12 protein-coding genes are annotated in these 16237 nt (G+C 37.5%); 4 read left to right on the top strand and 8 right to left on the bottom strand.

Annotated elements, in window-relative coordinates:
• Positions 1–7: 7 nt before the first annotated feature.
• The 5 genes from MHI02_RS08100 to MHI02_RS08080 all read right to left on the bottom strand — a co-directional run bounded on the left by MHI02_RS08100 (position 8) and on the right by MHI02_RS08080 (position 7924).
• Positions 8–1576, bottom strand: a complete 1569-nt coding sequence (locus tag MHI02_RS08100; RefSeq protein WP_047186240.1) for a bifunctional GNAT family N-acetyltransferase/carbon-nitrogen hydrolase family protein — start codon at positions 1574–1576, stop codon at positions 8–10.
• A 44-nt stretch (positions 1577–1620) separates the two neighbouring features.
• On the bottom strand, positions 1621–3042 hold the full coding sequence (locus MHI02_RS08095; RefSeq protein ID WP_145543076.1) for an NAD-dependent succinate-semialdehyde dehydrogenase: 1422 nt from the start codon (positions 3040–3042) through the stop codon (positions 1621–1623).
• Positions 3043–3053: 11 nt separating this feature from the next.
• Positions 3054–4139, bottom strand: a complete 1086-nt coding sequence (locus tag MHI02_RS08090; RefSeq protein ID WP_047186242.1) for a C45 family autoproteolytic acyltransferase/hydolase — start codon at positions 4137–4139, stop codon at positions 3054–3056.
• A 59-nt stretch (positions 4140–4198) separates the two neighbouring features.
• Positions 4199–5581 carry an aminotransferase family protein gene (locus MHI02_RS08085; protein WP_341165840.1) on the bottom strand — a complete coding sequence of 461 codons (1383 nt, stop codon included), beginning with the start codon at positions 5579–5581 and terminating at the stop codon, positions 4199–4201.
• Positions 5582–5812: 231 nt separating this feature from the next.
• On the bottom strand, positions 5813–7924 hold the full coding sequence (locus tag MHI02_RS08080; protein ID WP_341165839.1) for a sigma 54-interacting transcriptional regulator: 2112 nt from the start codon (positions 7922–7924) through the stop codon (positions 5813–5815).
• Positions 7925–8181: 257 nt separating this feature from the next.
• Here MHI02_RS08080 and nhaC point away from each other — a divergent pair, with 257 nt between their 5' ends.
• Entirely contained in the window at positions 8182–9606 is a 1425-nt protein-coding gene (gene nhaC / locus MHI02_RS08075) for a Na+/H+ antiporter NhaC (RefSeq protein ID WP_341165838.1), read from the top strand.
• Between the two features lie 333 nt (positions 9607–9939).
• Here the strand turns inward: nhaC and MHI02_RS08070 are convergent, their stop codons facing one another.
• On the bottom strand, positions 9940–10140 hold the full coding sequence (locus MHI02_RS08070) for a hypothetical protein (protein WP_341165837.1): 201 nt from the start codon (positions 10138–10140) through the stop codon (positions 9940–9942).
• Positions 10141–10430: 290 nt separating this feature from the next.
• Between MHI02_RS08070 and MHI02_RS08065 the strand changes: the two genes are divergently transcribed.
• The 3 genes from MHI02_RS08065 (at position 10431) to MHI02_RS08055 (ending at position 14090) form a co-directional block, all read left to right on the top strand.
• Positions 10431–11231 (top strand): Fpg/Nei family DNA glycosylase, encoded by an 801-nt coding sequence (locus MHI02_RS08065; RefSeq protein ID WP_341165836.1) that lies wholly within the window; start codon positions 10431–10433, stop codon positions 11229–11231.
• A 15-nt stretch (positions 11232–11246) separates the two neighbouring features.
• Positions 11247–12080 carry a deoxyribonuclease IV gene (locus MHI02_RS08060; protein ID WP_341165835.1) on the top strand — a complete coding sequence of 278 codons (834 nt, stop codon included), beginning with the start codon at positions 11247–11249 and terminating at the stop codon, positions 12078–12080.
• A 294-nt stretch (positions 12081–12374) separates the two neighbouring features.
• Positions 12375–14090, top strand: coding sequence for an ABC transporter ATP-binding protein (locus MHI02_RS08055; protein ID WP_341165834.1), 1716 nt, complete (start codon positions 12375–12377; stop codon positions 14088–14090).
• A 158-nt stretch (positions 14091–14248) separates the two neighbouring features.
• Here MHI02_RS08055 and MHI02_RS08050 read toward each other — a convergent pair whose 3' ends face one another.
• Positions 14249–14818: a Uma2 family endonuclease gene (locus MHI02_RS08050; protein ID WP_047186249.1), complete on the bottom strand. Its 570-nt coding sequence runs from the start codon at positions 14816–14818 to the stop codon at positions 14249–14251.
• Between the two features lie 463 nt (positions 14819–15281).
• Positions 15282–16217, bottom strand: a complete 936-nt coding sequence (locus MHI02_RS08045; protein WP_047186250.1) for an SDR family NAD(P)-dependent oxidoreductase — start codon at positions 16215–16217, stop codon at positions 15282–15284.
• Between the last annotated feature and the right edge of the window lie 20 nt (positions 16218–16237).

Raw genomic sequence — 16237 nt, 5'->3', positions numbered from 1 at the left:
AAATAAATCATGATTTTACCGTTATTTCCTTTGCTACCGCTTCTTCCGTTTTAATTTGATAAAGATCACTTCTCCTGTCATGTAAAGGAGTGACCGTACCATTTAAACGATTTCGTCGCAATAACTCCAGATCCACTTTTCCAACCACCATTGTTTCCACGTTAGGATCACACTCGCTAACCACACCATTCTCCGATAAATCATAATCAATTGGTGAATAGATTCCGGATTGTGCATTTTGACTATTCATATGATGCACTTGCGTTAGATTTCCTGTAGAACCAGCCGTAACGACAAAAACTTGATTTTCTATAGCTCTTGCTTGTGCACAGTGTTTCATTCTTAATGATTCTTGTTTATCAGGAGCCGTGAATGGTGTAACCAAGATATCTGCTCCACGGTCTACCGCCATTCGAGCTGCTTCAGGAAACAGTACATCGTATCCTAAGAGTATGCTAATTTTTCCACAATCCGTATCAAATACGTTTAATTCATTCCCAGGATGGATGCCCCACCACTTTTTCTCATAAGGAGAAATATGCAGTTTGTACTGTTTATCTACCTTCCCGTTTCGATGAAATAAAAAAGCTGCATGGTAGAGAGAATCATCTTTTTGAACAAAATTAGAACCCGCAACAATGTTAATACTGTAACGAATAGCCAAATCAGAAAAGAGTTCTTTATATTCATCGAGGTGCGATGTTAATTGACGTACCTGTTTACTTGGGACCTTTTCATTAAGGTAGGATTGAAGCTGCATGGTAAATGCCTCAGGAAAAACAATGATGTCGGAACGTATTTTCGAACTGGCATTCACATAGTACTCACACTGTGCCGCAAATTCCTCAAAGGATGAAATCGGATTTATATTGTATTGAACCGCCGTAATTCGTACTGGTAAAGATTTTTGATACCTTTGATTCGTATCCGCAATATATTCTGGATTTTTCCATTCCATCAATGTGGCATATTCCAATGATGCCTCATCTTTAGCTAAATAGTTTGGCATTACTTTTATCAGTTCAAAATCATTCATTAACTGAAAGGTTAGTACAGGATCATATAAATTCCGTTTGATCACCTGTTCCACATATTGTTCCGCGGTGAGGCGATTCGCATAATTATGATAATTCGGTATACGTCCCCCAAACAAAATACTCTTCAAATTAAACTTACGGCAAATTTCCCGCCGCGCCTCATACAAGCGGCGTCCGATTTTCATATGTCGGTAATCAGGATGAACAACGACTTCAATTCCGTATAAATTTTCCCCATTTGGATTGTGATTGCGGATAAAACCATCATCCGCAATCTGACTAAACGTATGATTCACCCCATAATCATCAAAATTTACAATAATACTGGAACAAGAGCCAATGATCTCGCCTTCATATTCAATACACACTTGACCTTCTGGAAAAATCGACAGTTGGCTTTCAAAATGTTCCCGTTTAAATGCTATTTCAGGATTTCCAAAGCCAAGCTGATTCATTTTTATAATACCTTCTATATCTTCATATCTTGTGTTTCGTACAATCAATTTTTTCTCAAATTCTGCAGTGTCTTCATTTGCCATGTGTCCTCTTCACTCCTTTAAAAATGCATTCCTCTTCCTCTGTCTTATTTTGTATTTACTGAAACAAGTTTCTCTTCCAAATAATCATCAAGGCCATACTTTCCGCCTTCTCTCCCCATACCACTTTCCTTCACTCCGCCAAATGGCGCTTGGACAGTAATAGGTGCAGCATCATTAATCCCTACAATCCCGTATTCAAGTTCTTCCATCATACGGAATCCACGACTTAAATCTTTCGTAAAGCAATAACCTGCCAAACCATAGGTAACGTGATTCGCCTTTTCAATCACTTCTTCTTCGGTTTTAAATGGAAAGATAGGCGCTACAGGACCAAATGTTTCCTCCTCTGCTATCTTCATCGATTCAGTGGCACCTTGAATTACCGTTGGTTCATAAAAATATCCTTGACCCTCATGATTCGAATAAACTTTTCCGCCACTTAACACCTTGCCGCCATGGTTAACAGCATCCTGTACATGGGTTTCAACTTTCTCCAATGCGTGCTTATTAATAAGCGGACCAACATCTGTACCTTCTTCCATTCCATTACCAACCTGTAGATGTGCTACTTTTTCAGCAAGTTTTTTACCGAATTCCTCTGCAATATTTTCTGCAACATAAACCCGATTCGTACTGATACATGTCTGACCAGCATTTCTGAACTTTGATGCCAATACGCCTTCTACCGCCATTTCAATGTCTGCATCTTCAAATACGATTAATGGGGCATGACCTCCCAATTCCATGGATACTTTCTTGACTGTGTCAGCACTGTCACGAAGCAGTTTTTTTCCAACAGCTGTTGAGCCTGTAAATGTAATTTTTCGAACATCCGGATTACTGGTCATTTCTGCACCAATCTCTTCTGCTGGCCCGATAACAAGATTCACTACACCTTTTGGTATTCCGGCCTCATGAAAGCATTCAAAAACCTTTATTGCTGATAGCGGTGTCGCTGGTGCTGGTTTTAAAACGACAGTACATCCTGCTGCAAGAGCTGGTGCAAGCTTACGCGTAATCATTGAAAATGGGAAATTCCAAGGTGTGATTGCTGCTGCAACCCCGACTGGCTGGCGAAGTACTAAAATACGCTTGTCAGGATGGGAAGCAGGAACTGTGTCTCCATAAACTCTTTTTGCTTCTTCGGCATACCATTCTAAGTACTTGATCCCACTAATTACCTCACCAGTTGCATCTACTAATGGTTTTCCATTTTCTTTCGTAATGGTTTCTGCTAATTCAGCTTGACGTTCTTTCATCAGTTCTACAACCTTCGCAAGATATTCGCCTCGTTTTTCACCAGTTTCTTTCTTCCATGATTTAAATGCCTCTTTCGCTGATTGAATGGCTTCCTTTGTTTCCTTTTGTCCTACGGATGCAACTGCTTCTATTACTTCACCTGTTGCAGGGTTGATTACATCTATTGTTTGATTGGACTCTCTCCATGCTCCATTGATATAGACCATTTCTCTTCACCTCACAAAATTTCTTCAAATTGACTTTCTGATGGTTTTCCAACACATAAGAACATTTTTCGTTTTGATAGATTCATAATAATCGAGAAGACCGTTTCCATTTGTCGATGTTCTGGTGCCATATGATTTGGAAAATGATTGATGGAATTTGGCTTATTGTATGTGTCTGCTAGCCAAGTTTTAAATAATTCCTCATCAAGTGTTTGATTTGAAGCCCTCGCTATTTGAATCAGCTGCTCCGCTCGAAACTTACGCAGCATGGAATCATCCTGACGAAATTCATTCATATCTTTTAAGTGTTCTTTGACAACGTTTGAACAAATATGATTTGTATGTACCAATGTACCATTATTCTCTGTCACATAATCCATTCCAAACGGGGATACCTCTCCATTTACAGCCATTCCATTTCCATTACCGTCATCACTTCCAATTAAAAAACTAGCAGCAGAAGCCATTTGTTCTCCTTTTATTTTTGAAATTGCCTCCGGTAACGAATGAGAATTCAGAACCGCGCGTAAACCCAAATGAATTGGAATGGCATCAGATTTTTTATCTGTTATTAAGGCATTAAAACAAACCCCAACACCTGCAGAGTTAAAGCCAATTTTTCCAATAATGCCGCCTTCCGTTACCATTTTTATGCTAGGTTTATTTTCACTGTGGATATCCAATAGCAGCAAGCTTTCCTTCTGCCGACCTTTCCAATCCCAGTTTTGTCCAATGATGGTCTCGGATGCCGCTGGTGGCATAACCCCAATTGCCGTACAGCCATCAGAAAAGGAGGTTCCCTTATATCCAGCAAGGGCTATTTCACTGCGCGCATTAAGAGCAAGAATATCCTCAAAGTCTACCCCCGCGCCAATTGCAATCCCTTCCATTTCTTCTATCATTTCTGCATCATAGCTTTCAATCGCCTTTAAATGAGGTAGTGCTCGTTCTCTGGCTTCTTTCCAGCTAATTCCCTGATAACCATGGAACAATTTTTCATAGGTTTCAAGACTTTGAAAGACTTGTTCCTTCCCCTCGCTCCCATGTGCTTTTCCTATTTCTTTTGAAGACCCCCGAAGTTCTAGTCGTTTAATCATGATTCACTCCTCTTTCTTTCATAATGGGAAGAATTATTCATTCCTCCCATCTATAATCACTAACCTAATTTTTTCACAAATGCTGTAATCGAATCATCAATAATTCCAATCATCTCTTCTATTTCCTGTTTATTAATAATAAGTGGTGGTGCTATGGCAATGATTTCTCGGTGCGACCCCAAGGTACGAAGAATCAATTTGCGGTCGAAACATTCATCCACCACTACCGTTGCTGGTTGAACAGCATCATCAAATAAAGTATTAGTTTCTGGATCCTCATATAGCTCAATTGCTGCTAATAAGCCAAGTGATCTCGTATTTGTGACATGCTTATGCTTATCTTCTAAATAACGGAATCCATCTTTCAGCACTTTTTCCATCGCCTGAACATGCTCAATGATATGGTCTCGTTCAAGGATTTCAATATTTTTCAAGGCAACTGCACATGCTGTTGGATGTCCGCTATACGTGAATCCATGACTTAATACTCCATCATACTGTACGAGCGTATTGCGAATTTCATCACGTAACATCACGCCACCTAATTGCGAATAGCCGCTTGAAATCCCTTTAGCCATACTCATTAGGTCTGGAACTACATCCCAATGATCTACTGCAAACATCTTTCCTGTACGGCCAAAGCCACAAATCACTTCATCTGCAATCATCAAAATACCAAATTCGTCACAAAGCTTGCGAACTGCTTGAATGTAACCTTCTGGTGGTATATGAACCCCGCCAGACCCTTGTACTGGTTCCAAAATGACAGCCGCAATAGTATCCGCACCTTCTTTTTCTATAATACCTCGAATGGAACCTTCATAATTCGGATCACTCTTATCCCCTAACTCACAATTAGTCAGATGGGCCTTCGCATGGTACACCTCACCAATATTAGATCCAGCAAAATTATGAAATGCAGGAATTCCCGTAGCAGTTTGCGCTGCAACTGTTACACCGTGATATGCATTATGAAGAGCTATAATTTTTCTCTTAGATGGCTTCCCTTTTAATTCCCAGTAAAATCTAGACAATTTGAAGGCGGTATCATTTGATTCTGATCCACCTGAAGTATAAAAGACTGAGTTTAAATCCCCTGGAGCAATTTCTGCCAACTTCTTTGAAAGTTCAATTGCAGGCTCATTGGAATATCCTTTAAACGAAGAAGAATAAGCCATGTTCATCATTTGATCATAAGCTGCTTGAGCAAGTTCTTTATTTCCATGTCCTAAATTCACGTTCCATAACATTGCTAGACCATCTAAATATCTTTCTCCATCTGTACTTGTAGCATAAACACCATTGCCACTTGAAAAAATAAGAGGCGATCCATCTGTAGCTTGGGCTTTTGCTGAAGTAGTTGGATGGATATAATGTTTCTTATCCCATTCTACTAATCTAGCCGTTTTATCTGTTGTAGTTTGTATATTTCTAGTAGTCATAATATAAAAACCTCCCAATTTTTATTGCTTGATAAAGTCCATCTCACATTTATATATGCAAAAACTATGCCAACAGAAGGTGTTTTTTCTTTAAAACCTTCTCAAATACCAATTAATTGGTATTTAAAAACTTTTTCTTTTAAAAAACATGCCTTTTCCTACTATTATAAATACTCTTTATTATGTAAAAATGCATACCATTATGCAGTGAAGCATAACGGTATGCATTCATTAGACAGGTCTTGATTGATTCTTACGTTCCTGAATCTTCTTATATTTACGACTAACTGCAGATTGACTTATTCCTAGTGCCCTAGCCGCTTTAGTTGTTGTTTTATACTGCTGGATTGCCAGTGTAATTAATTGTTCCTCTACATATTCTTGCGCTTTCTGGAGCGGCATTATCCCCGTAATCATTGGTTTAGACTTACCAGAAACATCGAACCGTAAAAATTGACTCACAACATCAGAAGTAATCACATCATCCTCCGCTGTAATAAATAACCGCTCAATTAAATTCTGCAACTCTCTGATATTCCCCGGCCAAGCATATAACTCTAGTAGACTAAGTGCATCTGGTGAAAAATGATATTTCTTCTGATACTTTTTATTTAGCTTTTGAATAAAATGATGAGCAAGTAAAGGAACATCTTCTGGACGCTCCCTTAACGGCGGAACGTTTAGTGGAATAACATTAATCCTATAATACAAATCCTCCCTAAAGGTTCCTTCCTCTACCATTTTCTCTAAATTCTTATTGGTTGCTGCGATAATTTGCACATCAATTGGAACCGGATCGGTACTACCAATTGGAACAACCTCATTTTCTTGAAGGACACGTAATAACTTCACTTGCAACTGCTGAGAAATTTCTCCAATCTCATCAAGAAATAAAATTCCACCATTCGCCCTTTGAAAATAACCGATTTTCCCGTTGTTATCCGCACCCGTAAAAGCACCTTTCGTATAGCCAAACAATTCACTTTCCAACAAATTTTCAGGTATAGCCCCACAATTTATCGTAAGGAAAGTATTCTTTGACCGGCTTCCACGTTTATGGACTTCCTTTGCAATCAATTCCTTACCAACGCCGGATTCTCCCTGAATAAGTACAGTGGAGGAGAATTTGGCTAGCTTTTCAATTTGCATGATGATCTTTTCCATTTTTTGACTGCTATAGATAATACGATCGGAAGGACTTTCTTTATTTTTCAAATGATTTAATTCTTCCTTATATTTATCTGACTTTTCTTTTGTCTTCTCAAGCTCCGACTTTAGCTTCGTATGTTCTGTAATATCCCTTGAAGCAATCACAATCCGAAGAAGTTCTCCGTCTTCGTTAAATATTGGATTCCCGATGGATAAGATTTTCAATCCGGAATCCGTCTCTTGAACTACCGAAACTTTTTCCCTTTTCTCCATTACTAGTCTCGTAACGGATGGAGTAAACAAGCCTGCCTGTTCTAAATCAAGTAAACTTCTTCCAATCAATTCCTTTAAATCGATTCTCCAAAAATCAGAAATATAATTTTCACTATGACGAATAAGCTCTCCTTCACCATTCACAATGAGAATTTCATCATAAATTGTAGCCAGAATAGCATTTAGATCGTGATTTAGGTTTTTGACAAAATCCATTTCCACAGCCATTTCTTCGACCATCGGTAAATCCTGGACAATAATGACCGCCCCGTCCACTTTTTCCTTTTCACCGTCTCGGACCATAACAGGGCTGTAATCGACTAGCACCCCCATTTCATCTGTAATGTGAATTTGGTTTAGCATGGTTTTCCCTGTTAAAAAAACACTATTTAAATGCTCCTCCGAAAATATGAACCTAGCATCGGCACCAAGAACATCTTCTTTTTGACTGCGAATCATTTTCAACCCAGAATCATTATAATTTACAATTTTATTATCCCGATCAACAATGAACATTCCTAACGGTATCGAAGTTAATAAAAGCTTTATAAAATCCCCATTCTGGTTCTCTCTTTTAAGCAACTCAATAAGAATATCCTCCCGATGAATATAGCCAATCAACTTACTATTTCTATCTTTAACCAAAATAATAGGTTGCCCTAACACTTGGAAAATAAAGGGGAAAGAGAGATCTTTTCCTTCATGAAAAATAACTAGTTCTTCTATCGGATTTGCATAGGATTGGATTTCTTCCCAATTCGCATCATATTGCACCTCTTTTGTATAAACATAAGCATAAAGCTCATGATTCCTTTCCAAGAAGACATAATCACTTTGATCATCGATGAGTTTTTCCTTTATTTTCTGATTTTCCGGTATGACGATTATCGGCTTTAATTTACTTTGAATGGCTTCGAACATTTTGTACAGTCCCCCATTTCTTGTACATAAAATGAAAAGTATCTTCATTTATTCAAAAGTGAATAGCTATGCTTTCTTGCATAAACATTAACAGAAAAATCATATTATTTGAAGTTATGTTTACAAATATATTATTCGTTATATTTAGTATTTTATCACAACCATCGGAAACCGCTTACAAATAACACTAATAAATTTGAATTTGGCATACTTTTTGCAAGAAAACTGTATAGGAAAATTTACGAGGGGGAACGAAGATGAATTCAGAAACACAAAAAAAGCCCACGCTTTATGTAGCATTGATTCCGATTATCTTTATGGTCATTGCTCTAATAGTCGGGATTGGAATCTATAAAACTGATCCACATATTCCTTTATTCTTAAGTGCCATTGTTGCATCCATTACTGCACTTTCTTTAGGATATTCTTGGAACACGTTAGAAAGAGGAATAATTAAAGGAGTTAGTTTATCATTACAAGCTATTTTAATTTTACTTGTAATCGGTATCATAATCGGAACATGGATTGCAGGCGGTATTGTTCCGACAATGATTTACTATGGGCTGGAAATTCTGTCACCAACCTATTTTCTATTTGCAGCCTGTCTAATTTCTTGTATTGTTGCACTTGCATCAGGAAATGCTTGGACTGCCGCGGGTACCATAGGAATTGCACTTATGGGGGTTTCAGAAGGACTAGGGGTTAACCCTGCTATGGCAGCTGGTGCCGTCATTTCTGGTGTCTACTTTGGAGACAAAATATCTCCGCTATCTGAAACAACGAATCTTGCGCCGGGAGTTGCTGGTTCTGAACTTTTCGAGCACATTAAACATATGTTATACACCACCATTCCATCATTAATTATCTCATTAATCATATACTTCATTTTAGGTTTCTTTTCATCTGGAGAGGGATCAGATATCGAACAAGTTGCACTTCTTCAGGAAAATCTATCACAAATCTATAATCTATCTCCATGGCTTCTCGTTGTGCCTGCAATCGTTATCATGATGATGATCCGTAAAATGCCAGCCATGCCAGCACTAGCCATCGGTTCACTTATGGGAGCTGTTTGCGCAATTCTCGTACAAGGGATATCTATTGAAGAGACCCTTACAACCATGTATTATGGATACTCTATCGAAACAGATATGGAGGTTTTAAATAATCTACTGAATAATGGTGGTGTAGAAGCCATGCTATGGACTGTATCATTAATTCTAATCGCCATGAGCTTTGGAGGAATATTGGAAATAGCAGGATTTTTCGCCGTTATTGTAGAAAGCCTAATGAACCTAGTAAAATCTACTGGAAGTCTTATTACAACAACAGTCGGAACATCGATCGCCTCCAATATTGTTGGCTGTGACCAATACCTATCCATCATTATTCCTGCAAGAATGTATGCAGCAGAATATAAAAGAAGAGGGCTCAAGCTAAAAAATCTATCACGAACTGTGGAAGACGCCGGAACCATGACATCCCCACTTGTCCCTTGGAATACCTGTGGTGCCTTTATGTTTGCAACACTGGGAGTCAGTGCCCTTAGCTATGCACCGTTCGCTTTTTTATGCCTTTTAAGTCCAATCTTCGCTATTATTTATGGATTCACAGGTTTTACGATAGAGTATGAAGAAGGTCATCAGGAACAAGAAAAGAAGGCTTTAAGTAATGTTCAGTAACTATAAAAAAGAATCCGTTTTGAAAAAATGTTCAAGACGGATTCTTTTTTTGTTAAGGTGAATACCATTTTAACAGGACCACCTCGATTTTCTTTTATTTTAATGCATGTCATTAAAATATAACAACTTAAGAAAGTGCAATTTTTCCTATAAAGGCAATTCGGCCCCTATTTTAAGTGGCTGTAAACCTTTAGACAAAATCCAAAGGGGTAAAGAGTTCTATCTCAATATCAAAACCACATTAATATGACCATTTGCTCTTTGTACATTTTATAAGCAACATTAATATACACTATCTCCATCTTACCTAATTTCCACCATTCAACTTTTCTTTTATCTTAATCCATTTTTTACACTTATTCCCGATAATTCCGCAATTTGTTCAACGGGCAGGACCTTTTTCAGCATGTTTTGAACTACTTTTTCTCGTTCGTTTTCTTTACCTATTTCAATCCCCATTTCCAAATAAGAATTAGGTAATTCTAGAAAGCGATCCGCTTCTTCTTTTGGTAATTTCGCAACTTCCTCATTCATTTGTTTTTCCCCTTTTCGTTTAACTTCAGGTAAGTTTCGAAAAATCCATAAATTAACTCCATCTTTGCTGGGTTTAATCCCATTTTACATAGGAGTGCTGCTACTACTGGATTTTGCTTATCGATAAAAGTATCGGGCTTACACCTGCAATAGCTAAACCAATGGCAATCATCATGACTGGCAAACCAATAGAGCTTAGCTAGAGTTGTCTATTCGAGATTAGGTCCACTCATAACTTATCCATATCGAGGGAATAATGGTGGTACACAAAATGTTGGAGGAGTCCGATTATGCCAGAATTACCCGAGATGGAAACGTACAAATCTTTACTACAACCATTAATTGGCGGCAAAAAGATCACAGAAGTAACGATTAATCGCGAAAAATCCATTAATGTTCCAATCAACCAATTTAAAGCTCAAGTAGAAAACCAGAAACTAAAAACCATTCAAAGACGGGCAAAGTATTTAATATTTAAGCTTCAAAATGGGTCATGTTTACTTTTACATCTTATGCTAGGTGGAAAAATGTTCTACGGAGATGGACATGATAAGCCAGATCGGACGGTACAAGTGCGGTTATCTTTTGGAAATCAGCATCTTTATTTTATAGGTCTTAGGCTTGGTTACTTGCATCTTTTATCACAAGAAATGGTTGACCAGGAATTTCAAGACATTGGATTTGAACCACTTAATCCTAATTTTTCTTTGGATTTATTTAGGGACATGATGAATAACAAAAGAGGCAAACTAAAATCTACACTGCTAAATCAGGAGTTTATAGCCGGTATCGGAAATCGTTACTCCGATGAAATTCTTTGGCATGCACAATTATTGCCAGATAAAAACATACCAGATTTAGATGTAGCTCAGATTAACAACCTATACGAGTCAATGCGATATATCCTTCACCTTGGCATCCAGCAAGGTGGGTACATGGATCCCCTTTATAAGGAAGATAATAAAACAGGTGGTTATCAAATGTTCGTTCATAACCGGGAAGGAGAAGCATGTCCACGATGTCATGCACCCATTGTCCAAAAAGAAATATCATCACGAAAAACATACTTTTGTAACAACTGCCAGCATTAAACAAGGAGAATAGATATGAAATTTGGTTGTCATCTTTCCATTGGAGACGGATATTTAGGAGCAGCAAAAAAGGCATTCAAAATGGGGGCTGCAGCATTTCAATATTTCCCGAAAAACCCACGAAGTCTGTCCATCAAAGACTTTAATCAAGATGATGCTGCTTTATGTAAAACGTTTTGTGATGAAAATAATATTTTATCTGTCAGCCATACACCATATCCAACGAGTATAACTCCCCATGACGCGAAAAAGCGTGAGCAGGTTATCCGTTCCCTCTTAAATGATTTGGAAATAACAGAAGCCTGTGGTTCGATAGGTGCAGTTGTTCATTTTGGTAAACACCTTAAAAACAAAACGTTAATCGAAAGCTATCAATTAATGATCGAAGTACTTAATGAAGTTTTATCCGAGTGGAATGGACAGGCTAAAGTATTGCTAGAAAACAACGCAGGAGTGCCAGGAACAATTGGTACGACATTAGAAGAGCTCGTACAAATTCGAAAACTTTGTGATTACCCAGAAAAGATTGGATTTTGTTTGGATACATGTCATGCCTTTTCTTGTGGTTTATGGAATGGAGATAATTGGGCGGAAGTTATTCAAAAAGGAAAGGACTTAGGCTATTTTGATGAACTAAAAGTTATTCATCTTAACAATTCCAAGTATCCAAGCGGAGAAGGAAAAGATCGTCACGCTCCTATTTTTCAAGGTGGGTACATTAAAGAAGACCAATTTGATCAATTAATGAAAACCCCTAAGTTGAAAGGAATTCCCTTTATTTTGGAAACTCCTAAAGAAGTAGTGCCGCATGAGAAGGAGATTAAGCAATTGCAGGAAAAATGGGGATAGGAAACATTTGGGCTAGTCCTTCCCCTTATCCCACAACGACATCTTACAGTTTAGGTCAATCTTATAGGAGTAACTCTCCATATTGCTTTTCTTCTCTTTTTCTGTCATTATGTATAATCGGAGCAGAAAGAAGGTTAATAGCGGGTTTGATACGATTAAATAGTTAAATAGAAATATAGTGTCCAGCCTTTCAATGAAAATGGTACAGATCAAAGGTAAAGCCATTATAATTAAAACTAATAAAAACTAAGCATAATCTTAGTTTTATAGATTAAAGAAAAGGAAGTGTGTTGTTTGCTACGCCGTTTTTTCTCGTATTACAAGCCGCATAAGCGGTTATTTATTATAGATTTTACAGCTGCAGTCATTGTTGCGATTTTGGAACTGGCATTTCCGATTGCTGTACAGTGGTTTATTGACGAACTGCTACCAGGGAATGACTGGAATCTGATTGTAACGGTTAGTGTTTTATTGTTGCTCGTCTATTTATTAAGTAAATTTTTACAATATATTGTAACGTATCTTGGTCATAAACTTGGCGTGAACATCGAAACAGACATGCGAGAGGACTTGTTTCGCCATGTTCAGCGACAGTCATTCCGATTTTTTGATAATACCAAAACTGGACATATTATGAGCCGCATCACCAATGATTTATTTGATATCGGTGAGCTCGCACACCATGGGCCAGAAGACTTTTTCATTGCTATCATGACTTTTGTCGGTACATTTATTATTATGTTTACCGTCAACCCATTACTTGCTTTCATTATATTAATTGCCGTTCCTATTCTTATTTTCCTTATCGCTTTTAGTAATATAAAGATGAACAAAGCATGGAAGAAGATGTATGAGAAGATAGCCGGTGTTAATGCCCGTGTGGAGGATGCGGTGTCTGGCGTGAGAGTTGTCCAATCTTTCACGAATGAAACATTTGAAATGGACCGTTTTATAGAAGATAACAATAGTTTTCGAAAAACAAAAATTGGAGCATATAAAGTGATGGCGCTCGTCCATTCCAATATCTATATGCTGATGCGTCTGATTACACTACTCGTCCTTGTCGTTGGAGCATGGCTAACCTTTAATGGACAACTATCCTACGGGGGACTTGTCAGTTTTGTATTATATGTTAATGTACTATTCAATCCTATCCAAAAAATCACCGCGTTATTGGAATTGTATCCGAAAGGGATGGCTGGCTTTCAGCGTTTTGTTGATTTACTGGACGTTTCCCCGGATGTGAAAGATAAAGAAAACGCGAAAGAAGTTGAAACGTTAAAAGGAGACATTTCCTTTCATAATGTGACATTTGGTTATGAAAAAACGCAAGCTCCCGTGTTGAACGAGCTGAGCTTTGACATTAAAGCAGGACAAACCATCGCCTTTGTAGGATCTTCCGGAGCTGGAAAAACAACAATATGCTCGCTGATTCCAAGATTCTATGATGTCACAGGAGGTAGCATCACCATTGACGGGATCGATATTCGTGATATAACGAAAAAGTCATTGCGGCAGCAAATTGGTGTTGTCCAGCAGGATGTCTTCTTGTTTACAGGTACCCTTCGTGAAAATATCGCCTATGGAAATCTACATGCGACAGATGAAGAAATTGAAGCCGCAGCAAGACAGGCACATATGGAGGAGTTTATTAGGGAATTACCAGATGGATACGAAACACAGGTCGGTGAGCGTGGTTTGAAACTGTCTGGTGGCCAGAAACAGCGGATTGCCATCGCCCGCATGTTTTTAAAGAACCCGCCTATTCTAATCCTAGATGAAGCAACATCTGCATTAGATACGGAAACAGAAACAATCATTCAAAAAGCACTAAGTGATTTGGCAAAAGACCGTACAACCTTAGTCATCGCCCACCGGCTGGCAACGATCAAGAATTCCGACCGCATTATGGTGGTAAGCAAAGATGGAATTGAGGAAGAAGGCAGTCATGAAGAACTACTTGCACGTGATGGGATGTTTGCACACTTGCATCATGTACAGATGAGTTGATATAAGAAGAGAATTTCCTACATAAATAGGAGATTCTCTTTTACTATTACTCTAATGTCTGTGACAACAATCATTTTTTAAGCAACTGAAAACTAGTCAATGGCCCTATTCGAGCGGTGGCAAGCACTACTTAAAAGCACGGGGACAGGATCCATATTTCAAAATATTTCTTTAAGGTTTATTTCTAGTCCTCCAAAAAAATAAGATTTTATATCGTCTTCTATCGTAAAGAAGAGTGGCTTACCATATTGATTTTTACTATCCAAATAATAAACTTCTATAAGTTTGTTCAGTATATCTACTATCCAATATTCCTTTACGTTTGCCTTCTCATACAAATTCCTTTTCACTATTTTGTCCATTTTTACACTTGAAGGTGAAAGAATTTCAATAATGAAGTCTGGTGATCCTATACATCCTTGGTCATCAAGCTTATTTGTATCACAAATAACAGAAATATCTGGCTGCACAACATTAAATACCTCGTCATTCTTTTTCCCTTTAGAAAATAATCGTACATCAAATGGGGCAGCAAACACCTGGCAATTTCTCTCTTTAAAGAAATTCATAAGTTGAAAAGACAAATTCATAGATACCTGCTGATGTTTTGTAGAAGGTGCAGGGGACATGTTGTAAGGGATACCATCAATAATCTCAATACGTTCTTCATCATCCCATAATAAGTAATCAGAATATGATAGTTTTCTATCAAATTGGGGAGTACTCATGAGTTTACCCTCCTTAAAAGATAATAAATCATAAGGATGAAAATAAAACCACTCAGAAGATTCGTTTAGTGAAAAAACAATATTTATTGTTTACCACATCTACCATATGCTTTTATTGTAATGCAATACAATAAAAAATGACAACTTAAGAAATGGATTTTTCTAAGGAATAATGATTAGTTGTATACACCTAGACTTCTTTCCAAAAATCATTCGTTGGTTTGGTTGTCATGTTGACCTGTGGATTTTTTAGGGAAATGCGCTTCCCATTTTTACTCCAACCTTCGTGGATTACCGCATGATGGACTTCATGACTTGTTTTTTTAGACCCACCTTTTTATTAATAATCCACTATTAAAAATCCATAAAAGAAAAGAGAGAATACCCTTTATCATGTATTCCCTTAAAAAATACCTTAATAGATCTAATTATATTTGAACTTTTATAGAATACGGATCTTTTTCTAAACCTCATTCTTGTAGACATTAATAGTATTTTTTAATCCTTTATCATAAGGTGTTTTCGGAATCGGAGCGATATGCTCTTCAAACTTTCGTCCATCTAAAACAACAGGATCTTCGTTTAAATACTGCATTTCCACAAATTCACGCATCTGCTTATTAAATAATCCGATAAAACGGAGCATATTTTTGGTTACTAAACCTACCTTCTTCGTATATCCTGTTGTTTCGCGAATTAGCTTAATAATTTCCTCTCCTGTAATCACATCATATGCAGGAATATTCCAACACTGCCAGTAGGAATCCTCACGTAAAGCAAGCTCAACAATAGCCTTTGCCCCATCAGGTGTATAAATATGCTCTCGTAATACATCTTGTTTTCCTATAAATCTAGCCTTTTTACCAGCTACGATTTGTCTAATCATATAATTAAGTTGCGCGTTTTCGGCATATGGCCCGTAAAAGTCCGGAAAATGCGCTATTACGTAAGGAACCCCGGAATTTTTATATAACTTTTCCATATCTAATCGCAATTTCCCTTTTCTTGTATTCGGCCTTTTTGTAGTAGTTTCAGATACTTTATCACCATTACTTTTACCGTAGGCATAAATATTATCCACAATTGCAACTTTAGCTGAGACTTTCTTAGCAGTGGTAATAACATTTTCATTTAATGGTATTAGATTCGATTGCCAATCACCATATGGAATATTTATAGCTTGAAAGATTACATCTACGTCACTTGCAACATTTTCTAATTGTTTTCGATTAAAAACATCCCCGGATTGAATAACTATATTGGGGTCTGCCTTAAACATTTGTGTTAACTTTTCTTTATTACGTGCAAAGGCCACAACTTTTATTCCTCGACTTGATAATTCATTGACTATGGAATATCCCATTCCACCTGTAGCCCCTAATACTAATGCCCTTCTCATTACTTATTCCTCCCTTTAAT

The organism is Oceanobacillus sp. FSL K6-0118, assembly GCF_038006665.1.
Lineage (GTDB): Bacteria > Bacillota > Bacilli > Bacillales > Amphibacillaceae > Oceanobacillus > Oceanobacillus caeni.
The sequence above is the reverse complement of the archived record's forward strand: the minus strand, read 5'-3'. Positions and strand labels throughout refer to the sequence as shown.